The organism is Azohydromonas sediminis (genome assembly GCF_003574675.1).
In the GTDB taxonomy this organism is placed as follows: Bacteria; Pseudomonadota; Gammaproteobacteria; order Burkholderiales; family Burkholderiaceae_C; genus Calidifontimicrobium; species Calidifontimicrobium sediminis.
Window position 1 is genome coordinate 54,189 of sequence record NZ_QOAZ01000010.1, and the last position, 21,316, is coordinate 75,504.

The following is a 21,316-nucleotide window of genomic DNA, read 5'->3' on the forward strand; positions in this document are numbered from 1 at the left end:
GCGGCGCTCAGCACAGCTCGACGGCCATCGCGGTCGCCTCGCCGCCGCCGATGCACAGCGCCGCGACGCCGCGCTTCTTGCCGTACTTGCGCAGCGCGCCGAGCAGCGTGACGACGATGCGCGCGCCGCTGGCGCCGATCGGGTGGCCGAGCGCACACGCGCCGCCGTGCACGTTGACGATCTCGTGCGGCAGCTTGAACTCGGTCATCGCCGCCATCGTCACTGCGGCGAAGGCCTCGTTGACCTCCCACAGGTCGACGCTCTTGGCGTCCCAGCCCGACTTCTTCAGCACCTTGTCGATCGCGCCCACCGGCGCGGTCGTGAACCACTCGGGCGCCTGCGCGTGCACCGCGTGCGCGACGATGCGCGCCACCGGCGTGAGGCCGCGCTTGGCCGCCGCCGACTCGCGCATCAGCACGAGCGCCGCGGCGCCGTCCGAGATGCTCGACGCATTGGCGGCGGTGATCGTGCCGTCCTTCTTGAACGCCGGCTTCAGGCCCGCGATCTTGTCGATCTTGGCCTTGAACGGCTGCTCGTCGTGCTTGACGACCGTCTCGCCACCCTTGCCCGGCAGCGTCACCGGCGCCATCTCCCAGTCGAAGCTGCCGTCCTCGTTGGCCTTCTTGCTGCGCGTCGTCGACGCAATCGCGAACTGGTCCTGCGCCTCGCGGCTGAACTGGTACTTCGCGACGCACTGCTCGGCGAACACGCCCATCGCCTTGCCGCGCTCGTAGGCGTCCTCGAGCCCGTCGAGCGCCATGTGGTCGAACAGCGTCGTGGCGCCGTACTTCACGCCCTTGCGCGCGAACACCAGGTGCGGCGCGTTGGTCATGCTCTCCATGCCGCCGGCGACCATCACGTCGGCCGAGCCGGCGAGCAGCATGTCGTGCGCGAACATCATCGCGCGCATCCCCGAGCCGCACATCTTGGTCAGCGTGACGGCGCCGGTGCCGTCGGGCAGGCCGGCGCGGCGCATCGCCTGCCGCGCCGGCGCCTGGCCCTGGCCGGCGATCAGGCAGCAGCCCATCAGCACTTCGTCGACGCTGTCGGGCGGCACGCCGGCACGCTCGACGGCGGCCTTGATCGCGACGGCGCCGAGTTCCCACGCCTGCAGCGACGCGAAGTCGCCGAGCAGACCGCCGATCGGCGTGCGGGCGGCAGAGACGATGACGACGGGATCGTTCATGAGGGGCTCCTTGGCTGTGGGTCGGTGAAAGGCGGATCCGTGGCCGGGGTCATCCCGGCTCGAGGCCGGCGGCGCGGCGCAGGTTCTGGAAGCGCCGGGACGGATCGTAGGGGAAGACGTCGTGCACGTGGCCAGCGGCGATGCGCTCCTTGTGCCCCTGCCAGAACGCGGGGTCCAGCAGGTCGGCGTGGTGCCTCATGAACACGTCGCGCACCGCCGGGTTGCCGAGCAGGAACGGGCCGAAGGTCTCGGGGAACACGTCGTGCGGCCCGACGCTGTACCAGACGTCGCCCGACATCTCGTCCTCCTCGCAGCGCGGCGGCGGCACGCGGCGGAAGTTGCAGTCGGTGACGTATTCGATCTCGTCATAGTCGTAGAACACGACCTTGCCGTGGCGCGTGACGCCGAAGTTCTTCCACAGCATGTCGCCGGGGAAGATGTTGGCCGCCACCAGGTCCTTGATCGCGTTGCCGTACTCGATCACGGCGTGCTCGATCTGCTGCGGGCTCGCGTCTTGCAGGTAGATGTTCAGCGGGATCATGCGCCGCTCGATGTACAGGTGCTTGATCACGAGCACGTCGCCGTCGTCCTCGAGCAGGCTCGGGCAGAAGTGGCGCAGCTCCTGGATCAGCTCGGGCTCGAAGCGCGCGCGCGGGAACGCGACGTTGCTGTACTCGAGGGTGTCGGCCATGCGGCCGACGCGGTCGTGGCTCTTGACGAGCAGGTACTTGGCCTTGATCTGCTCGCGCGTCGTGTCCTTCTGCGGCGGGTAGAAGTCCTTGATGACCTTGAACACGTACGGGAAGCTGGGCAGGTCGAACACCAGCATCACCATGCCCTTGATGCCCGGCGCGATGCGGAAGCGGTCGCTGCTGTGGCGCAGGTGGTGCAGGAAGTCGCGGTAGAACATGTTCTTGCCCTGCTTCTGCAGGCCCAGCGCCGAGTAGATCTCGCTGCGCGGCTTGCGCGGCATCAGGCTGCGCAGGAACTGCACGTAGGCGCTGGGGATCTCCATGTCGACCATGAAGTACGCGCGCGCGAAGCTGAAGACGAGCAGCAGGTCGTCCTCACCGAACAGCACGGTGTCGATCACGAGGCCCTTGCCGTCGGGGGCGTGCAGGATCGGCAGCGCGAACGGCACCTCGTTGAAGCCGTTGACGATCTTGCCGACGACGTAGGCACCCTTGTTGCGGAAGAACAGGCTGGAGAGCACCTGGATCTGGAAGTTCGCGCGCAGCCGCACGTTGCCGAACTCGGCCTGCATCGCCGCAAGCACGTGGTCGACGTCGCGCTCGAGGTTCTCGAACGGCACCGCGAGCTGGAAGTTGTGGATGATGCGCAGCAGCGTCTCGCGCATCGTCGCCAGCGTCGGGTAGTAGGCGCGGTAGGTCGGCGTGGCGGCCGGCTCGTCGTTCTCGATGTACTCGGTGCTGATCGCCGGACGCACGAAGATGAAGTCGTTGCGGAAGTAGCTGCGGTGCAGGATCTTCGTCGTGACCGAGTTGAAGAAGGTCTCGGCGAGCTCGGGCTGGTGGTGGTTCGTCAGCAGACCGATGTAGTGCAGCTTGACCTGCTGCCACACGTCCATCGGCAGGCTGCTGGCGGCGAACTCGCGCTGCAGCCGCTCGGCGGCCTCGTCGACGCGCTTGTCGTAGAACTCGATGCGCTCGCGCTGCGCGCGCTGCTGGCCGTGCCAGTCGGCGCGCTCGAAGCGCTGCTTGGCGGCGGCGCTGGCCTCGCGGAACAGGCGGTAGTGGCGGTTGAAGCCGTCGAGCAGGGCCTGCGCGATCTCGACGGCGCGCGGATCGGACAGGCGGGGGAACATCGGCATCGCGGGCTCGGGGGTGGTCGGGGCGGGGTCGCGGCGGGCAGGGTCGCGGGGCGACGGGTCAGGCGCCGCCGTCGGGCGTGTCGAAACGCTCCTCGGCGGGATCACCGCCGGCGTCGTCGGCCACGCGCGGATAGCGCTTGAACGCGTTGGCGAACACCTGCACGACGGTGGCGGAGTCGTCCATCGTGACGTCGAGGTCCTTCAGCAGGCCGTCGCGCAGGCCGTAGACCCAGCCGTGCACCGCCACCTTCTGGCCGCGCGCCCACGCGTCCTGCAGCACGGTCGACAGCGCGACGTTGCCGACCTGCTCGATGACGTTCATCTCGCACAGGGTGTCCTCCTGCTGCTCGGGCGGCAGGTGGTCGAGGCGCTTGCGGTGGCGCAGCCGCACGTCGTGGACGTGGCGCAGCCAGTTGTCGGCCAGACCCACGCGCACGCCGCGCATCGCCGCGCGCACGCCGGCGCAGCCGTAGTGGCCGACGACGAAGATGTGCTCGACCTTGAGGTGCTCGACCGCGAACTGGATCGTCGACAGCGCGTTGAGGTCGGAGTGCACGACGACGTTGGCGACGTTGCGGTGCACGAAGACCTCCCCCGGGTCGAGCCCGGTGATCTCGTTGGCCGGCACCCGGCTGTCGGCGCAGCCGATCCACATGTAGCGCGGGCTCTGCTGCTGCGCCAGACGGGTGAAGAAGCCGGGGTCGGCGGCCTTCTTGGCGGCGGCCCAGTCGCGGTTGTTGCCCAGAAGACGGTGCGGCATGGTGGCGGCGGGCGTTGATCAGGACGTGCGGGCGTGCTTCACGCGGGCCACAGCGACGACAGCGAAAAGCCCACCGCGTCGAACGGCGGCTGGCGCACCTGCTCGTCGTCCTTCAGCGTCGCCAGCAGCACCCAGCGCCCGCCCTCGTTGGCGTAGGCCTCGAGCGTGCGCAGGTCGGGGTCGACGAGCCACACGTGCGCCACGCCCCAGCGCGCATAGAGCGGCAGCTTCTCGGCGCGGTCGAAGCGCGCGGTGGAAGGCGACAGGATCTCGGCCAGCCAGTCGGGCGGCAGTTCGAACCAGGCGGTGTCGGGCAGCGTCGGCATGCGCTCGCGGCGCCAGCCGGCGAGGTCGGGCACGACGACGTCGGCGCCGACGTGGATCTCGGGCTCGTCGAGGATCCACCAGCCGCCGGGGCCGCCGCGGCCCTTGTCGAACGGGCCGACGAGCTCGCCGCCCAGCCCGGCGTACGCCACCGCGTGCCGCGGCGCCGGCCGCGGCTGCGTGACGAGCCGCCCGCCGACGATCTGGCCGACGACGTGCGGCGGCAGCGCGAGCAGGTCGTCGTAGGTGGCGGGCTTCTCGGCGGCGAGGGCCATGGCGTGCGCGGGGCGGATGAGGCGCTGCCCCGTATTGTGGGCCCGGCGTGCACCGTCTTCGGCACCCACCGCCGCGCCAGTCGACGCCGAACCGGCGCGCCGGGGCCAACGGGGCCCTGCTCGGCGAGCCACGCCACCGCGCGCCCGTCGGCCAGCCGCGCCCCCAGTCGACGGGCCAGCTGCCCGAGCGGAAAGCCCGCCACCGCGCCGCGCGCCGTCGGCCGCAGCCGCCGCAGCCCCGGCACCTCGACGTGCCCGCCGCCGCGCCGCCGCAGGTGCCGCGGCGGCCACTGCAGCCGCTCGACGAAGGCGCCCACCTGCACCCACACCTCGTCGCCCGTGAACTCGCGCTGCAGGTGCGCCACCTGGGCGAGCACGCCACGCGCGTCGCGTGGCAGCCGGTCACGCCGGCGCAGCGTGTAGCGCCGCGCATCGAGCTCGACGAACTGCGCCAGCCACGCGTGCTCCTGCCACAGCCGCGCCAGCAGTCGCCGGCTCGCCGCCCAGCGCAGGTGCCCCAGGTACGACGCCAGCGTGGCCTGCAGCGCGTCGAGCGTGGCCTCGTCGTAGCGGTACGTGTCGAGCGTCTGGCTACGCGCCACCAGCGCGCGCTCGAAACGCGCCAGCCGCTCGCGCAGGTGGCCCACCACGCGCCGGCGCACCAGCAGGTGGAACGGCCGCACGATGTAGCCGAGGAAGTCCACGCCGTCGGCCACCGGCCGCAGGCGCTCGCGCCGGTCGTTCAGTTCGAGCAGCAGCTGCTCGGCCAGGAAGGCGCGGATGCGGCTGCGCCACGCGAGCAGTTCGTCGCGCGAGCGCGCCAGCGGCACGAAGTCGTCGCAGTAGCGCAGGTACCAGCGGCACTTGAGCGTGTGCTTGACGAACTGGTCGAGCGCGTTCAGGTACACGTTGGCGAAGAACTGGCTGTTCAGGTTGCCGATCGGCAGCCCCTTGCCCGGCGGCGCGCGAAAGAGCGTCTTGTGCGGCGGCAGCCGGTCCACCAGCCGCGGGTCACCCTTGACGAGCGGAGCGTGCGTGCAGTCGTGGAACACGAGCTTCGCGGTCAGCCAGCGCGCGTCGTCGTCGCGCAGCTTCGCGTCGAGCATCGCGAACAGGCGCTGCTTGTCGATGCTCATGAAGTAGTTGCGGATGTCCAGGTGCAGCGCGAAGGCCTCGCGCGTGCCGTTGGCGGTGGCCTGCCGCATGAACTGCTGCAGCCGCGCCACCGACTTGTGCACGCCCTTGCCGGGGCGGCAGGCGTACGAATCGTGGATGAACACCGGCTCCCAGGTGCGCTCGAGGTGGCTGACCAGCACGTGGTGGACGACGCGATCGCGGAAGTCGGCCGCGAACACCTCGCGCAGCTTCGGGCGCGTGACGAAGAAACAGACAGAACGGGCGGGCTCGTACGTGCGCGCGACGAGTTCGTCGCGCAGCGCCAGCAGCTCCAGTTCCTGCCGCGCCTCGAAGCGCAGCGCGTTGGCGGTGCTGCGCTTGTGGCGCCGGCACGCCAGGTACTGCCGGGCGAGGTTCTCGAGCGAGAACAGGGACACGGGGTTTCATCCTCCGGGGCGAACGGCAACGGCGTAGTTCTGGTTGCTCTGGTCGTCGTTGTTCTGGTTGCCGTCGTTGGTATCGAAGTTCCACGCGTCGACCGACGGCGACGGCGCGTACGCCGTACCGGACCAGTAGTCGCTGGACTGCACTGAAGTCCACCCACTTCCCCCGCCGCCGGCGCGAAGCCGCCGGCGGGGCCACCGGGCGCGGATCCCGTCGCCGGGTACCGCGCCCTGCATCGCCATGCCTGCCGCGTGCGGCAGGCGGGATGGACGCACGATAAAACTCGGCACGCTGGCCGCGCTCGGCCGGAACACGGCACGGCGCGGCGCGGCCATTCAGGCCCCCGTGGGGTGGCACGCCAGCCTCAGGCTTTCGCCTGCGTCTGCCTGAGCCAGCCTTCGTTCTGTCGGGCCACCGAACCCACCTGCTCCACCGCGTGCAGGTAGGCGGCGAAACTCTTGAAGGCCTTCCTCTCCTTGCCCACGCGCATCGTGAGCAGCAGTGCGTCGATCTCTTCGCGCAGCTGCAGCAGTTCGGCAGCGCGCGCTGCGACCGTGCGCGCGTTGTTGGCGCGCACCACGCGCTGCAGCACCGCGCGACTGCCCTGCCGCAGCTCGGTGCCCAGCGTGTACTTGTGATAACGCGGGAAACCGGCCACGACGCGCTCGATGTGCACCGCGACGTCGAACGCGGCCTTGTAGATCGGCAGGTGCTCGTGCCGCGCCATCGGGGTCGGTCATGCACGTGGTCGGGGGCTGCGCCTTGCAGGCCGCGCCGGGCCATGGGCCCGGCCCCTCGCCAGGCACGGACCCTCCACCGGAGGCTCCGTGTCCAGGCTCGGCCCCCGAACCCCCGAAAGTGTCAAAGCGTCCGACGCGCCGAAGCCTCAAGCTGCGCGACGCCGGCGAAGGGCCGCGCCGAGCCCTGCCAGGGCCGTCAGCGCCAGCACCAGCGACGGCGGGGCGGGGACCGTGCCGACGTCACGCAGCACATCGCCGGGGCGAACGGCAACGGCGTAGTACTGGCCGCTCTGGCCGCCGTAGCCCTGGACGCCGTCGCTGGTAACGAAGAGCCACGCGACGACCGACGGCGACGGCGCGTACGCCGTACCGGACCAGTAGACGCTGGACTGCATGTTGCTGAACGGCCCGGTGTTGGTCAGCCCCCAGCCCGGTTGCGGCCCGCCAGCGCACGTTGTATCGTTGGGGGGGGCAGTAAGCCAGATTGCCCAGCGTGTCGTAGAACATGTGCGCCAGCGGCGAGCCGCGGCGCTCCAGCTCGCCCGAGTAGACGTTGAAGCCGCAGTCGGTGCCGCCGGCGTAGCCCACGTCGCAGCCAGGACTCGCGGTGTCCAGCACGCCGGGCAGCGACCAGCCGGTGAAGCCGCCGACGTTCAGCGCGGCCGCCCAGGCGTTGGCCGCGGCCCAGTTCATCAGCCCGTTGGCGTTCCAGTCGGCGAGCCAGGTGAGATTCAGCACGGTGTCGTAGAAAAACACTGCCGCGGGGTTCGGAGCTCCCGAAACGAGCAGCGGCACCGGATTGCCGCTCGCATCGCGGCCACGCAAGGTTCCATTCGTTCCGTCGGTGCCGTACCACGTGCCTCGCGTCGTGACGATCGCCGCCTGCGCGCCGACCACCGCCACCAGCAGCGCCGCCCCCAGCGCCGCCCGAACCTTGCCCATCGCGTTCATCCGCACCTCCATCGCTTGCGCACCCCAACGCCGGAGCGCACGCCCGGCCGTCTCGCGCGCGGCACGCACGAACCGTGCCCGGCGCGCGGCGAAGGAACTTTTCTCGTTGACCATCAAAGACTTGCGCGGCGCGGCGCGGCGCGGCGTCAAGCTGTCAAGTTTTCCGACAGGCCCGGCCGGCTCCGTGCGGCGGGGCGGGAAGCACGTCAGGGCGGCCTGCGACCCGGCCGGCGCGCCGCGCGTTCAGGCCGGCGCCGGGCACAGCGTCGCGAGCGCGTCGCGCCAGTTCGCCACCACCACGCCCTCGGCGTCGAACACCCCGGGCACGCCAGTGACGAGCATCGGCGCGCCCTGGCGCACGCCAGCGGCGTGGTGCGCCCACGTGTGCAGCGGACGCAGCCACTCGCGCTGGAACGTCGCGCCGGACTTCGCCTCCACCGGCCACAGCACGCCGCTGCGCTCGATCAGCAGGTCGACCTCGTGGCCGACGTTGTCGCGCCAGAAGTGCGGCGCGTACGGCAGCCCGAGGTGGCGCAGGTACTTCAGGTACTCGGCCACCACCATGCTCTCGAACAGCGCGCCGCGCATCGGGCGCACGGCCAGTGCTTCGGCGTCGGTGATGCCGAGCAGCCACGCCGCGAGCCCGGTGTCGTGGAAGTACAGCTTGGGCGTCTTGACGAGGCGCTTGCCGAAGTTGCCGTGGTAAGGCGGCAGGCGGAACGCCACGTAGCTGGCCTCGAGCACGCCGAGCCATTCGCGCGCGGTCGTCTGCGCGACGCCGAGGTCGTTGGCCACCGCGTTGAGATTGAGCAGCTGCCCCGTGCGCGCGGCCATCGCTCGCAAGAAGCGCTGGAACAGCATCAGGTCGGCGACGCGGCTGATCTGCCGCACGTCGCGCTCGACGTAGGTGGCGACGTCGCCCGCGTGCCAGTCGGCGTGGGCCACGTCGCGGTCGTACAGCGCCGGGTAGCCGCCGGTGACGATCCACTCGCCGAGCGTCAGGCGCGCCGCGCGCTCGCCCGCCTCGGCGTAGGACAGCGGCAGCAGCTCGGCGTAGCCGGCGCGGCCCGCCACGCTCTGGCTCACCACAGCCGACAGCAGCAGGTTCTGCGAGCCCGTGAGCACGACGCCGCCCATGCGCGGCGCCGCGTCGACCCGCGTCTGCAGTTACGACAGCAGCGCCGGCACGCGCTGCACCTCGTCGATCAGCAGGCCGCCGCGCCGCCCGGCCAGGAACCCGCGCGGATCGGCCGCGGCGCGCTCGCGCACGTCGCGGTCCTCGAGGCTGAGGTAGGCGTGGTCAGGGAACGCGGCACGCGCCAGCGTCGTCTTGCCCGACTGGCGGGGGCCGGTCAGCACGACGACCGGGAACCCGCGCGCGAGACGCAGCAGGCGATGGTGCAGGTGGCGGTCGAACAAGTCTTACAGTTTCAGCTTCTGAAGCAGAAACTGTAAGGCCAGCGCGCCTTACCCGGCAGGAGCCGCGCGCAGGGCGCGCGGCGCGACGACGCTCGACGGCGGCGTTCGACGCCGCATGCACCGCACGTCTGCACGGCGGCGTCGCAGCCGATCGCCCGCCGCCGCAGCGACCCGAAACGCCCAAGGTCCGGGCGGTTCACCCGAGGCGCAAGATCTGGTTGAGCACCGCGCAGGCCTCGGCCACCAGCGCATCGGGCAGCCGCCCGACCGGATGCGGCCGGGCACCCCGCGCGCGCCAGTCGAACGACTTGGGCTGGTGGCACAGCACGTAGCTCGTCGCGCGGCGCCGGCGCCCGGACGCTTCACCCACGGGCAGCGCGAAGGGGTTGTCGGCGTTGTAGGCTGCCGTCGTCATCGGCAGGCCGAGCACCAGCGACGTGCGCGCGTTGAAAGCCCGGTCCGACAGGACGAGGAAGGGGTGGGGCTCGCGCATCTCGCGTCCGGCCTGCGGGTTGCAGTCGATCCAGATCACGTCCTGCCGGTCGGGCACCCATCCCGCCGGGGCGCGGCGCACCGGGGGCCGGCGGGGCTCAGGGCTGCTCGGCGCCGACACGGCCGGTGGTCGCCATCGCCTCGCCGCCGTGGCGCGCGGGGTCGTAACGCGCCAGCCGGTCCTCGAGGGTCGGCCGCGCTTCGGGCGCCGGCACGATGACGACACGGCCGTCTTCCACCGTCACCCGCACGCGCTGATCGGCGTGCAGATGGGCCGCGCGCGCCACCGCCGCGGGCAGCCGCACACCCAGGCTGTTGCCCCAGCGTTTGATGTCGAGCACGGCCTCACTCATGGCACCCTCCGGCACGAGACGTATCAACGAAGTATAGACGGCACCACCCGCGCGCTACATCGTCTCGGCGAACAGCTCGCGGCCGATCAGCATCCGCCGGATCTCGCTCGTGCCGGCGCCGATGTGGCTCCGGCCGGCGCTTCGCGCCTTCACGTCCGCTGCGCGGACATGAGCCTGCGCCGAATCGGGGCCTCGGTCGTGGTCCATCACATCGTCTCCGCAAAGAGCTCTCGTCCGATCAGCATCCGCCGGATCTCGCTCGTGCCGGCGCCGATTTCGTACAGCTTGGCGTCGCGCCACAGGCGGCCGAGCGGGTACTCGTTGATGTAGCCGTTGCCGCCGAAGATCTGGATGCCTTCGCCCGCCATCCACGTGGCCTTCTCGGCGCACCACAGGATCACGCTCGCGCAGTCCTTGCGCACCTGGCGCACGTGCTCGGCGCCGAGCGCGTCGAGGTTCTTGCCGACCGTGTAGCAGAACGCGCGCGCGGCCTGCAGCACGGTGTACATGTCGGCGACCTTGCCCTGGATCAGCTGGAACTCGCCGATGCTCTGGCCGAACTGCTTGCGCTCGTGGATGTAGGGCACAACGTTGTCCATCACCGCCTGCATGATGCCGATCGGCCCGGCGGCGAGCACGGCGCGCTCGTAGTCGAGCCCGCTCATCAGCACCTTCGCACCGCCGTTGACAGCGCCGAGCACGTTCTCGGCCGGCACCTCGACGTCCTGGAACACGAGCTCGCCGGTGTGGCTGCCGCGCATGCCGAGCTTGTCGAGCTTCTGCGCGACCGAAAAGCCCTTCATGCCCTTCTCGACGATGAACGCGGTGACGCCGCGCGCGCCGAGTTCGGGCTCGGTCTTCGCGTAGACCACCAGGGTGTCGGCGTCGGGGCCGTTCGTGATCCACATCTTGCTGCCGTTGAGCACGTAGTAGCCGCCCTTGTCGACCGCGCGCAGCTTCATCGAGATGACGTCGCTGCCGGCGCCGGGCTCGCTCATCGCGAGCGCGCCGACGTGCTCGCCGCTGATCAGCTTGGGCAGGTACTTGCGCTTCTGCGCCTCGGTGCCGTTGCGCCGGATCTGGTTGACGCACAAGTTGCTGTGCGCGCCGTAGCTCAGGCCCACGCTCGCGCTCGCGCGGCTGATCTCCTCCATCGCGACCATGTGCGCGAGGTAGCCCATGTTCGCGCCGCCGTAGGCCTCGGGCACCGTGATGCCGAGCACGCCGAGCTCGCCCATCTTGCGCCACAGGTCCATCGGGAACTGGTCGCTGCGGTCGATTTCGGCGGCGCGCGGCGCGATCTCGGCCTGCGCGAACGCGCGCACGGCGTCGCGCAGCGCGTCGATGTCGTCGCCGAGCTGGAAGTTCAGGCCGGGCAGGTTCATCGCGGGGTCTCCTGGAGTCGGTGGGGGTGGCGGATCAGCCGTCGAGGCCGCGGCCGAGCACGGTCATCACGGTGGCGGTCATCGTCGCGACCAGCGTCTGCGCGTCGCTGCCGGGCGCGTGCTGCCACGCGCGGCCGTCGACGACACTGATCGTGCGCCCGGCCTTCGTCACCTGGCCCTCGAAGCGGAACCAGGGCCCTCGCGCCGGCGCGAGCAGGTTGGCCTTGAACTCGATCGTCAGCACCGCGGCGTCGGCCGGCATCAGCGAGAACGCCGCGTAGCCGCACGCCGAGTCGAGCGCCGTCGAGACGATGCCGGCGTGCAGGAAGCCGTGCTGCTGCGTCAGCTCGGGGCGGTGGTGCATCGTGATCACGACACGCCCCGGCTCGACGGTGTCGAGCGCGGCGCCGAGCGTGTGCATCACCTGCTGGCGCGCGAACGAGTCGCGCAGCCGCTGCACGTAGCCGGCGTCGGCGGGGATCGGGTGGGCCATCGGGGCGGGCAGCGCGGTGGCGGCGTTGATGCTGGACTTTGACGTTTACGTAAACGTCAATTGTAGGGCGGCGCGTCGTGCACGCTCACGCCGGCGCGCGTTCGCGCCCGCGCGGCCGTGCGCCCAGCTGCGCGAGCAGCCGCTGGCAGCGCGACTCGTGCTGCGCGATCTCGTCGAGCGTGACCTGGATGTCCTCGCGCTGGCGCTCGAGCTGCACGCGGTGCGCGCGCAGCACCTCGAGGAAGGCCTGCAGCTGCGGCGCCGTGTCGGCCGGCGAGTCGTACATCTCGACGAGCTCCTTGATCTCCGCCAGGCTCAGCCCGAGCCGCTTGCCGCGCAGCGTCAGCTTCAGCCGCGTGCGGTCGCGGTGGCTGTAGACGCGATGGCGTCCGCTGCGCGCCGGCTGCAGCAGCCCGACGTCCTCGTAGAAGCGGATCGCGCGCGGCGTGACGTCGAACTCCTGCGCCAGCTCGGTGATCGTGTACGTCCGCGCCGGGGCGTCGGACTTGGCGGTGGCGGTCATGGCTACACTCGGTTGACGTTGACGTCAACGTAAATCTAACAGGGTCGCCGCGGCGGCCGACACGCTGCGATGGCCCACCCCACCTCGACCGAACTGCACCACCCCTTCGGCCACGCGCTGCCGCCGCCCGGCGGCACGCTCGAGGTCGCGCCCGGCGTGCGCTGGGTGCGCATGGGGCTGCCGTTCGCGCTCGACCACGTCAACCTGTGGCTGCTGCGCGACCGCGACGACGACGGCCGCGACGGCTGGACCGTCGTCGACTGCGGCATCGCCAACGACGCGACACGCGCGGCGTGGGAGCAGGTCTTCGCCGCCGGGCTCGACGCACTGCCGGTGCTGCGCGTGATCGCCACCCACATGCACCCCGACCACCTCGGGCTCGCGCACTGGCTGACCGAGCGCTGGCGGTGCCGGCTGTGGATCAGCGCGACCGACTACCACGTCGCGCGCGTCGCGAGCCAGGCCACCACGGGCGGTGGCGGCGGCGACGAGGTGGCGGCCTTCTTCGCCGAACACGGGCTCACCGACGCCGAGTCGGTCGCCAAGGTGCGTGCGCGCGCGGGCTACTACCGCAGCCTCGTGCCGCAGGTGCCGCGCCAGTTCCGCCGGCTGATGGACGGCCAGGTGCTGCGCATCGGCGCGCACGCGTGGCGCTGCATCGCCGGCTACGGCCACGCGCCCGAGCACGTCGCGCTGCACTGCGAGGCGCTGGGTGTGCTGATCTCGGGCGACATGGTGCTGCCGCGCATCAGCACCAACGTCAGCGTCTACGACACCGAGCCCGAGGCCGACCCACTGCCGCTGTACCTCGCGTCGCTCGACCGCCTGCGCGCGCTGCCCCCGTCGACGCTGGTGCTGCCGTCGCACGGGCGGCCGTTTGTCGGGCTGCACGCGCGCATCGCGCAGCTGCACGCGCACCACGACGCGCGGCTGGCCGAGACGCTCGCCGCGTGCCGCGCGCAGCCCACCAGCGCGCAGGCGCTGGTGCCGGTGCTGTTCCGGCGCGAGCTGGACCTGCACCAGACGACGTTCGCGATGGGCGAGGCGATCGCGCACCTGCACGCGCTGTGGCACACCGGCCGGCTCGAGCGCCGGCGCGGCGACGACGGCGTGTGGCGGTTCACCGCCACCTGAGCCTGCCGCCCGAGCCCGCCGGCCACCGGGCGCCGCCGCCGCGGCGGCTCGCGCGTCAGTCGTCCGGCGGCAGCGGGTGCTCGCGCAGTGCGCGCCGCACGCGCTCGACGTCGGGGATCACCGAGCGCACGACGTCCCAGAACGCCGGGCTGTGGTTCATCTCGCGCAGGTGCGCGAGCTCGTGCGCGACGACGTAGTCGATGCTCGCCAGCGGCAGGTGCACGAGCCGCCAGTGCAGGCGGATCGAGCCGTCGGCGCTCGCGCTGCCCCAGCGCGTGGCCGCCGAACTGAGCGCCAGCCGCGTCATGCGCACGCCCAGCCGCGCCTCGAAGTGGCGGCAGCGCTCCTCGAAGATGCGCCGCGCCTGCCGCTGCAGCCAGCCGTGCACCGCGTCGCGGATCTGCTGCGGCGTCGCGTGCTCGGGCAGCCCGACGCGCAGCACCAGCCGCGCGATGCCCGGCAGCGCCTCGGCGCCGGCGTCGAGCACGGTGCCGCTGACGCGCGCGTCGAGCACGACGATCACCGGCTCGCCGAGGAAGGGCACCGTCGCGCCGTCGCGCCACTCGATGCGCAGCGCCTGCTGCCGGCGCTGGCGCTCGGCCTGCTCGTGCAGCTTGCGCAGCACCCACGCGGCCTTGGACTGCAGCGCGGCCTCGATCTCGGCGATGCCGACCCAGCGCGGCGCGCTGACCGCGAGCCCCTCGGGGCCGACGACGAAGCCGATGCTGCGCCGGCGCGCACGCCGCAGCGCGTAGCCGACGCGGTGGCCGCCGAGCAGCACCTCGCGCTGCGCCTGCGGGTGGCGCAGCGCGGGCGGGGGCGGCGGCGGTGCGGCAGCGGGCGGCGCCGACGGTGCGGCGTCCCCGCGGGGCACGGCGGGCACGGGATCCGCGGGCGGCGCCACGTCGAACAGCGACAGCTGGGTCGGTTCGGTGGCGCGCGCCATGGACCCCGATTGTCTAGGAAGCCGCCGGCTTCGCGCCGGTGACGTATGCCTCGGGGTCGAGGCGGCGCATCTCGGCCTCGATCCAGTGCTCGACCTCGCGCATCAGTTCGTCGGGCTCGCGCCCCTGCACCGCGATCGGGCGCCCGATCGACACGTCGATCACCCCCGGGCGCAGCAGGAAGCTCTTGCGCGGCCAGCATTTGGCCGAGGTGACGGCGATCGGCACGATCGGCGTGCCGGTGGCGATCGCCAGCCGCGCCGCGCCGGTCTTGTAGGTGCCCTGGCCGCCGCGCGGCGTGCGCGTGCCCTCGGGGAACATGATGACCCACACGCCTTCGGCCATCAGCCGGCGTCCCTGCTCGGCGACCCTGTGCCAGGCCTCGGTGCGCTTGCTGCGGTCGATGTGGATCATGTCGAGCCGCCCCATCGCCCAGCCGAAGAACGGGATCATCAGCAGCTCGCGCTTGAACACGTACGCCAGCGGGTGCGGCATGATCGTCGGCAGCGCGAAGGTCTCCCACGTCGACTGGTGCTTGGGCGCCAGCAGCACGGCCTCGCGGCCCTGCGCGGCGGTGGGCAGGTGCTCGAGCCCGTGCACGCGGTGGCGCACGCCGCAGATCCAGCGCGCGCCCCAGATCACGACACGCAGCCAGCCAACGCACATCCAGTACAGCGGCGCGCCGCGCACGAAGACCGACGCCGCCAGCACCGCCAGCGCCCACGGGATCACCGTGACGGTCATGAACAGCACGAATACGGCGGAGCGCAGCGCCGCCAGCAGCCCCGACATCAGCGCAGCTCTCCGGGCACCGAGTCGGCGGCGCGCGGGTGCTCGCGCCGCAGCAGGTCGTCGGCGAAGGCCGCGAGATCGGCGTGCACGCGCGCGGTGGGCACCTGCGCGACGATCTGCGCGAGCTCGGCATCGCCGAGCGCGGCGGCGCGGCCGCTGAGCACGAGGTGCGGCTCGCAGCCGGCGGCCTGCGCCGTGAGCAGGTCGCGCAGCGTGTCGCCCACCAACGGCACGTGCCGCAGGTCGACGCCGTAGCGGCGCGCGATGTCGTGCAGCATGCCCGGCAGCGGCTTGCGGCAGTCGCACGACTCCTCGGGCGCGTGCGGGCAGAAGAACACGGCGTCAATGCGCCCGCCCTGCGCGGCGAGCAGCTTCATCATGTGCGCGTGCACGGCGTTGAGCGACGCCATGTCGAACAGCCCGCGGCCGATGCCCGACTGGTTCGTCGCCACGACGACGTGCCAGCCGTGCTGGTTGAGCCTGGCCACCGCCTCGAGCGCGCCGGGGATCGGCTGCCACTCGTGCGGCTCCTTGACGTGGTCCTCGCGGTAGACGTTGAGGATGCCGTCGCGGCCGAGGACGATCAGACGCGGCGCGTGGCTCATCGGGCGACGGTGCTCAGGCGGCCAGACGCGACAGGTCGGCGACGCGGTTCATCGCCGCGTGCAGCGACGCCAGCAGCGCGAGCCGGTTCGCGCGCAGCGCCGCGTCGTCGGCGTTGACCATCACGTGGTCGAAGAAGTCGTCGACCGGCGCACGCAGCGCGGCCAGCCGCTGCAGCGACTCGGTGTAGGCGCCGGCGTCGTAGAGGCGGTCGGCCTCGGGGCGCACGGCGTCGATCGCCGCGGCCAGAGCGCGCTCGGCCGGCTCGCGCAGCAGCGCGGCGTCGACGGCGACCGGCGGCGCGCCTTCGGACTTCTTCAGGATGTTGCCCACGCGCTTGTTCGCCGCGGCGAGCGCGGCCGCCTCGGGCAGCGCGGCGAACGCGCGCACCGCCGCGAGCCGCTGCGGGATCTCGGCCCAGCGCGCCGGGTGTGCGCCGAGCACGGCGTCGACCTCGGGCGCGCTCCAGCCCTGCTCGCGCAGCCAGCCGGCGAGCCGCTCGCGCAAGAAGAAGCCGACCTCGGCCTGCGCCTGGCCGTGGCCGGGCGGAAACGCCGCGAACGCGTGCGCGATCGCCGCGTGCACGTCCAGCGGCAGCGCGCGCTCGATCAGCATGCGGATCACGCCCAGCGCGTGGCGGCGCAGCGCGAAGGGGTCCTTGTCGCCGGTGGGCAGCTGGCCGATGCCGAACAGCCCGGCCAGCGTCTCGAGCTTGTCGGCCAGCGCGACGACGAGGCCGACGTCGTTGCGCGGCAGCGCGTCGCCGGCGAAGCGCGGCTTGTAGTGGTCCTCGATCGCGACGGCGACGGCCTCGCTCTCGCCGTCGTGGCGCGCGTAGTAGCCGCCCATCACGCCCTGCAGCTCGGGGAACTCGCCGACCATGTCGGTCAGCAGGTCGGCCTTGGCCAGCCGTGCGGCGCGGTCGGCGTCGGCCGCCAGCGGCACGCCGCCGAGCTCGCCGGCGAGCGCGCGCGCGATCGCGCGCACGCGCTCGACGCGCTCGCCCTGCGTGCCGAGCTTGCCGTGATAGACGACCTTGGCCAGCTGCGGCACGCGGCTGTCGAGCGTGCGCTTGCGGTCCTGGTCGAAGAAGAACTTCGCGTCGGCCAGCCGCGGGCGCACGACGCGCTCGTTGCCGCCGATCACCGCGGAAGCGTCCGCCGGCCGCACGTTGGCGACGATCAGGAAGCGGTTCGTCAGCCGGCCCTGCCCGTCGAGCAGCGGGAAGTACTTCTGGTTGGCCTTCATCGTCAGGATCAGGCACTCGGGCGGCACCTCGAGGAAGGCCTCGTCGAATCGCCCGACCAGCACGTTGGGCCGCTCGACGAGCGCCGTCACCTCGTCGAGCAGCGCGTCGTCGTCGACGGGCCGCAGCCCCTCGGCGGCGGCCGCGGCGGCGAGCTGGCGTGCAATCTCGGCACGGCGCGCGTCGAAGCCCGCGATCACGGCGCCTTCGCGGGCCAGCTGCTCGGCGTAGCTGTCGGCGTCGACGAGTTCGATCGGGTCCTTGGCCGCCTCGAAGCGGTGGCCACGCGTCGTGCGTCCGGCGCGCAGGCCGAGCGCGCGCACCGGCACGACATCGGCGCCGTGCAGCGCGACGAGGCCGTGCGCCGGGCGCACGAAGTGCACCGTCGTCCAGCCGGGCTCGACGCTGTCGCCGCGCTCGAGCTGGTAGCTCATCACCTTGGGGATCGGCAGCTTCGCGATCGCCTCGTCGAGCGCGTGCTGCAGCCCCTGCGCGAGCGTCACACCCGCAGCGACGCTGTCGAGGAACAGCACCTCGGCCTTGCCGTCGACGCGCCGCGCGAGCGTGGGCACCGCCTGCGCGTCGGCGCCGAGCGCGGCGAGCTTCTTCAGCAGCGCCGGCGTCGGCCGGCCCTCGGCGTCGAACGCGACGGCCACCGGCATCAGTTTGTGCTGCACTGCCTTGTCGGCCGCCTTCGCGGCGACGCCGCGCACGTGCACCGCGAGCCGGCGCGGCGACGCGAACGGCGTCACCGCGGCGTCGGCGCTGGCGAGCCCCTGCGCCTTCAGCGCCGCGGCGAGCGCGGTCGCGAACGCCTCGCCGAGCGCCTTCAGCGCCTTCGGCGGCAGCTCCTCGACGAACAGCTCGACGAGCAGGTTCTTCACGGTCGCCGTCATGCCGCCGCCTTGCGCTGCTGCTCGAGTTGCGCCAGCGTGGCCTGCGCCCACGCCTTCGGCGCCATCGGGAAGCCCAGCCGCGCGCGGCTGTCGACGTAGCTGTGCGCGACGCTGCGCGCCAGGTGCCGGATGCGGCCGATGTACGCCGCGCGCTCGGTGACGCTGATCGCGCCGCGTGCATCGAGCAGGTTGAACGTGTGCGCGGCCTTGAGCACCTGCTCGTACGCCGGCAGCGCGAGCCGGGCGTCCATCAGCTCCTTGGCCTTGCGCTCGTGCGCGGCGAACGCGCCGAGCAGGAACTCGACGTCGCTGTGCTCGAAGTTGTAGGCGCTTTGCTCGACCTCGTTCTGGTGGTAGACGTCGCGGTACGTTAGCCCGTCGGTCCACTGCAGGTCGAACACGTTCTCGACGCCCTGCAGGTACATCCCCAGCCGCTCGAGACCGTAGGTGATCTCGCCGGTGATCGGCTTGCAGTCGATGCCGCCGACCTGCTGGAAATACGTGAACTGCGTAACTTCCATGCCGTTGAGCCAGACCTCCCAGCCCAGGCCCCACGCGCCCAGCGTGGGGTTCTCCCAGTCGTCCTCGACGAAGCGCACGTCGTTGTGCTTGAGGTCGAAGCCCAGCGCCTCGAGCGAGCCGAGGTACAGCTCGAGGATGTTCGCCGGTGCGGGCTTGAGCACGACCTGGTACTGGTAGTAGTGCTGCAGCCGGTTCGGGTTCTCGCCGTAGCGCCCGTCCTTCGGGCGGCGGCTGGGCTGCACGTAGGCCGCCTTCCACGGCTCGGGGCCGAGCGCGCGCAAAAAGGTCGCAGTGTGGCTGGTGCCGGCGCCGACCTCCATGTCGTACGGCTGCAGCAGTGCGCAGCCCTGGTCGGCCCAGTAGGACTGCAGCTGGAGGATGAGTTGCTGGAAGCTGAGCATCGGTGCGGCGCCGTTCGCGACGGCGAAAACCCGCAATTCTAGGAGCCTGCCCCCGGTGCGCGGCGCCGCCGCGCGCCGGCGGCGAACGCGGCCGCGACCGCGGCAGCCAGCCCCGCCAGCGGCCACAGCCCGAAGCGCGACGCCCAGCGCGCGTACGGCGTGAGGCCGTCGCGGCCCTCGACGCGCGCGTCGAGCACGCCGCGCGTGAACGGCTCGAGCCAGTGCGTGACGCGGCCGCGGTGGTCGATCACCGCGGTGGCGCCGGTGTTGGTCGCGCGCAGCATCGGGCGCTGGAACTCGAGCGCGCGCAGCCGCGAGATGTGCAGGTGCTGCGGCACCGCGATCGTGTCGCCGAACCACGCGATGTTGCTGACGTTGGCGAAGACCGTCGGCGCCGCCGCCGGGTCGGCGAAGCGCCGGGCGAGCTCCTCGCCGAACAGGTCCTCGTAGCAGATGTTCGGCGCGATGCGCTGGCCGGCGAACGCGAACGACGGCGCGTCGAGCGGCCCGCGCGCGAAGTCGCCCAGCGGGATGTGCATCAGGTCGATGAACCAGCGAAACCCCGGCGGGACGAACTCGCCGAAGGGCACGAGGTGCACTTTGTCGTAGCGGTACTCGCCGCCACCCGACAGCCCGACGACGGAATTGGTGTAGCCGCGCTCGAAGTCGCCCAGCGGTGCGCCCACCAGCAGCGCCCGCCCGGGGTCCCCGAACGCGGCGCGCAGCGCAGGCCAGTAGCCGGGGTCGAGCTGCTCGAGCTGCGACGGCAGCAGCGGCACCGCCGTCTCGGGCGCGACGACGAGCTCGCCGCGCGCGCCGACCAGCGCGTGCAGCAGCCACGCCAGCGACGCCGGCAGGTGCTCGGCGGCGAACTTCTCGTCCTGCGCGACGTTGGTCTGCACCAGCGTGACGCTGAGCGCGCCGGTGCTGCGGCTGAAGTCGCGCGCGGCGACGAACAACGGCAGTGCCACGAGCGCCACCGCGGCGGCCGCCGCCGGCCACGCAGCACGCCCCCGCCGTGCCGCGGCCGCGAGCGCCGCCAGCCACGCCGCGACGAAGCCGATGCCGTAGACACCGACCCAAGGCGCGAGCACCGCCAGCGGACCGTCGACGTGCGCATACCCCGAGGCGATCCAGGGGAAACCGGTGAACAGCACGCCGCGCGCGAGCTCGGCGGCCAGCCACAGCGCGGCGAACAGCAGCGCATCGGCCGCCGGCCGGCCGTTGCGCCAGCGCGCGTGCAGCCCCATTGCCAGCGCGAGGTACAGCGCCAGCAGCGCGCTCAGCGCCGCCACCGCGAGGGCGGCCAGCGGCGCGCTCAGCCCGCCGTAGCGGTGCATGCTGACGAACAGCCACCACACGCCGCTGCCCAGCCACGCGGCGCCGAACAGCCAGCCCAGCGCCGCCGCGCGCGCCGGCGTCACCGCCTGCACGCGCCACGCGAGCCCGCCGACGCAGGCCAGCTGCAGCCACCACGCCTCGGTGTGGACGAACGGCAGGCTGTGCAGCGCGCCCAGCGCCGACGCGACGAGCGCGTCCCATCCGGGCGCGCGGCGCGCAGTGGGCTCGGCGTTCAACCGCCGGCGGCCGCCGCCGCGGGAGCGCGCGACACCTTGAACCAGCGCACCGCGCCGCCGCGCGTGAGCATCACCGTGAAGCGCAGTCCCGCGATGTCGACCGATTCGCCGCGGCGCGGCACGCGACCGAACTCGTGTGCGACGAGCCCGCCGATCGTGTCGAACTCGTCGGTGGGCAGCGTGACACCGAAGGTCTGCGCGACGTGCTCGACGTCGACGTCGCCGGCGACGCGGTGCGTGCCGTCGGCCAGCGTGTAGATGCCGCCGTCGGCGTCGTGTTCGTCGAACTCGTCCTCGATCTCGCCGACGATCTCCTCGAGCACGTCCTCGATCGTGATCAGCCCGGCGACGTTGCCGAACTCGTCGATCACGATCGCCAGGTGGTTGCGGTTGCTGCGGAAGTCGCGCAGCAGCTCGTTGAGCCGCTTGCTCTCGGGCACGAACACCGCCGGACGCAGCAGCGTGCGCAGGTTCAGCTCGGGCGCGCGCTGCAGCTTGAGCAGGTCCTTCGCGAGCAGGATGCCGATGATGTTGTCGCGCGAGCCCTCGAACACCGGAAAGCGCGAGTGCGCCGTCGAGATGACGACGTCGAGCAGCTGGTCGTACGGCGCGTCGATGTCGAGCATGTCCATGCGCGGCGCGGCGACCATCACGTCGCCGGCGCTCAGGTCGGACATGCGCAGCACGCCCTCGACCATCGCGCGCGATTCCGGTTCGATCAGCTCGCGCTGCTCGGCGTCGGCGAGCGTCTTCATCAGCTCGGCGCGCGAGTCGGGGCCCGGGCTGAGCATCTCGACCAGACGTTCGAACAGGTTGCGCTTGTCGCGCGGCGGCGGGGGATCGGCGGCGGCGCGGCGCGCGGGCCGCGATGGCTGCGGGTCGGACACGTCGGGGTGTCGAAGTGGGGAG

The 21,316-nt window shown here is 72.1% G+C and carries 23 protein-coding genes and 1 pseudogene; 1 reads left to right on the forward strand and 23 read right to left on the reverse strand.

The window, feature by feature from the left end; translation table 11 throughout:
• Positions 1-7: 7 nt before the first annotated feature.
• The 16 genes and pseudogenes from DRV96_RS07720 to DRV96_RS07785 all read right to left on the reverse strand — a co-directional run bounded on the left by DRV96_RS07720 (position 8) and on the right by DRV96_RS07785 (position 12,292).
• Positions 8-1,186, reverse strand: coding sequence for an acetyl-CoA C-acyltransferase (locus tag DRV96_RS07720; protein ID WP_119289577.1), 1,179 nt, complete (start codon positions 1,184-1,186; stop codon positions 8-10).
• Between the two features lie 49 nt (positions 1,187-1,235).
• Positions 1,236-3,011, reverse strand: a complete 1,776-nt coding sequence (gene aceK, locus DRV96_RS07725; protein ID WP_119289676.1) for a bifunctional isocitrate dehydrogenase kinase/phosphatase — start codon at positions 3,009-3,011, stop codon at positions 1,236-1,238.
• 64 nt (positions 3,012-3,075) lie between these two features.
• Positions 3,076-3,777, reverse strand: coding sequence for a carbonate dehydratase (gene can / locus DRV96_RS07730; protein ID WP_119289579.1), 702 nt, complete (start codon positions 3,775-3,777; stop codon positions 3,076-3,078).
• Positions 3,778-3,815: 38 nt separating this feature from the next.
• A complete protein-coding gene (locus tag DRV96_RS07735; RefSeq protein WP_119289581.1) occupies positions 3,816-4,376 on the reverse strand; it encodes a Uma2 family endonuclease in 561 nt (186 codons plus the stop codon).
• A gap of 695 nt (positions 4,377-5,071) precedes the next feature.
• Positions 5,072-5,929: pseudogene (locus DRV96_RS18795) on the reverse strand (RNA-directed DNA polymerase); the annotation flags it as partial.
• Positions 5,930-5,935: 6 nt separating this feature from the next.
• Positions 5,936-6,271 (reverse strand): Lcl C-terminal domain-containing protein, encoded by a 336-nt coding sequence (locus DRV96_RS18800; RefSeq protein WP_336470513.1) that lies wholly within the window; start codon positions 6,269-6,271, stop codon positions 5,936-5,938.
• Positions 6,272-6,300: 29 nt separating this feature from the next.
• Complete coding sequence (locus tag DRV96_RS07745) at positions 6,301-6,663, reverse strand: four helix bundle protein (RefSeq protein WP_119289586.1); 363 nt, start codon at positions 6,661-6,663, stop codon at positions 6,301-6,303.
• 253 nt (positions 6,664-6,916) lie between these two features.
• A complete protein-coding gene (locus DRV96_RS18005; protein ID WP_162910980.1) occupies positions 6,917-7,777 on the reverse strand; it encodes a hypothetical protein in 861 nt (286 codons plus the stop codon).
• Positions 7,778-7,870: 93 nt separating this feature from the next.
• Positions 7,871-8,764, reverse strand: a complete 894-nt coding sequence (locus tag DRV96_RS07755) for an ATP-binding protein (protein WP_119289590.1) — start codon at positions 8,762-8,764, stop codon at positions 7,871-7,873.
• A gap of 30 nt (positions 8,765-8,794) precedes the next feature.
• Positions 8,795-9,046, reverse strand: coding sequence for an AAA family ATPase (locus DRV96_RS07760; protein ID WP_119289592.1), 252 nt, complete (start codon positions 9,044-9,046; stop codon positions 8,795-8,797).
• A 196-nt stretch (positions 9,047-9,242) separates the two neighbouring features.
• Positions 9,243-9,620 carry a type II toxin-antitoxin system PemK/MazF family toxin gene (locus DRV96_RS07765; RefSeq protein WP_119289594.1) on the reverse strand — a complete coding sequence of 126 codons (378 nt, stop codon included), beginning with the start codon at positions 9,618-9,620 and terminating at the stop codon, positions 9,243-9,245.
• Between the two features lie 16 nt (positions 9,621-9,636).
• Positions 9,637-9,891, reverse strand: coding sequence for an AbrB/MazE/SpoVT family DNA-binding domain-containing protein (locus tag DRV96_RS07770; RefSeq protein WP_119289597.1), 255 nt, complete (start codon positions 9,889-9,891; stop codon positions 9,637-9,639).
• A gap of 54 nt (positions 9,892-9,945) precedes the next feature.
• Positions 9,946-10,098: a hypothetical protein gene (locus DRV96_RS18010; RefSeq protein WP_162910981.1), complete on the reverse strand. Its 153-nt coding sequence runs from the start codon at positions 10,096-10,098 to the stop codon at positions 9,946-9,948.
• Positions 10,098-11,276 (reverse strand): isovaleryl-CoA dehydrogenase, encoded by a 1,179-nt coding sequence (locus DRV96_RS07775; RefSeq protein ID WP_119289599.1) that lies wholly within the window; start codon positions 11,274-11,276, stop codon positions 10,098-10,100. The genes DRV96_RS18010 and DRV96_RS07775 overlap by 1 nt, the downstream gene beginning before the upstream one ends.
• Before the next feature lie 34 nt (positions 11,277-11,310).
• On the reverse strand, positions 11,311-11,769 hold the full coding sequence (locus DRV96_RS07780) for a PaaI family thioesterase (protein WP_119289601.1): 459 nt from the start codon (positions 11,767-11,769) through the stop codon (positions 11,311-11,313).
• An 85-nt stretch (positions 11,770-11,854) separates the two neighbouring features.
• The gene (locus DRV96_RS07785; protein ID WP_119289603.1) at positions 11,855-12,292 is read right to left on the reverse strand and encodes a MerR family transcriptional regulator; all 438 of its coding nucleotides are present in this window, start codon (positions 12,290-12,292) and stop codon (positions 11,855-11,857) included.
• Positions 12,293-12,361: 69 nt separating this feature from the next.
• On the opposite strand from DRV96_RS07785, the gene DRV96_RS07790 reads away from it, so the two are divergent.
• On the forward strand, positions 12,362-13,426 hold the full coding sequence (locus DRV96_RS07790) for an MBL fold metallo-hydrolase (protein ID WP_119289605.1): 1,065 nt from the start codon (positions 12,362-12,364) through the stop codon (positions 13,424-13,426).
• Positions 13,427-13,481: 55 nt separating this feature from the next.
• Here the strand turns inward: DRV96_RS07790 and DRV96_RS07795 are convergent, their stop codons facing one another.
• The 7 genes from DRV96_RS07795 to DRV96_RS07825 are packed head-to-tail and all read right to left on the reverse strand — an operon-like array spanning position 13,482 to position 21,294.
• The gene (locus DRV96_RS07795) at positions 13,482-14,372 is read right to left on the reverse strand and encodes a M48 family metallopeptidase (RefSeq protein WP_119289607.1); all 891 of its coding nucleotides are present in this window, start codon (positions 14,370-14,372) and stop codon (positions 13,482-13,484) included.
• 13 nt (positions 14,373-14,385) lie between these two features.
• Positions 14,386-15,162, reverse strand: coding sequence for a lysophospholipid acyltransferase family protein (locus tag DRV96_RS07800; protein WP_119289609.1), 777 nt, complete (start codon positions 15,160-15,162; stop codon positions 14,386-14,388).
• The gene (gene gmhB, locus DRV96_RS07805; RefSeq protein WP_119289611.1) at positions 15,162-15,767 is read right to left on the reverse strand and encodes a D-glycero-beta-D-manno-heptose 1,7-bisphosphate 7-phosphatase; all 606 of its coding nucleotides are present in this window, start codon (positions 15,765-15,767) and stop codon (positions 15,162-15,164) included. The genes DRV96_RS07800 and gmhB overlap by 1 nt, the downstream gene beginning before the upstream one ends.
• Positions 15,768-15,780: 13 nt before the next feature.
• The gene (gene glyS / locus DRV96_RS07810) at positions 15,781-17,907 is read right to left on the reverse strand and encodes a glycine--tRNA ligase subunit beta (RefSeq protein WP_119289613.1); all 2,127 of its coding nucleotides are present in this window, start codon (positions 17,905-17,907) and stop codon (positions 15,781-15,783) included.
• Entirely contained in the window at positions 17,904-18,830 is a 927-nt protein-coding gene (gene glyQ / locus DRV96_RS07815; protein WP_119289678.1) for a glycine--tRNA ligase subunit alpha, read from the reverse strand. Before glyQ ends, glyS begins: the two co-directional genes overlap by 4 nt.
• Before the next feature lie 38 nt (positions 18,831-18,868).
• Positions 18,869-20,407, reverse strand: a complete 1,539-nt coding sequence (gene lnt / locus DRV96_RS07820; protein WP_119289615.1) for an apolipoprotein N-acyltransferase — start codon at positions 20,405-20,407, stop codon at positions 18,869-18,871.
• On the reverse strand, positions 20,404-21,294 hold the full coding sequence (locus DRV96_RS07825) for an HlyC/CorC family transporter (protein WP_235823323.1): 891 nt from the start codon (positions 21,292-21,294) through the stop codon (positions 20,404-20,406). The genes lnt and DRV96_RS07825 overlap by 4 nt, the downstream gene beginning before the upstream one ends.
• Between the last annotated feature and the right edge of the window lie 22 nt (positions 21,295-21,316).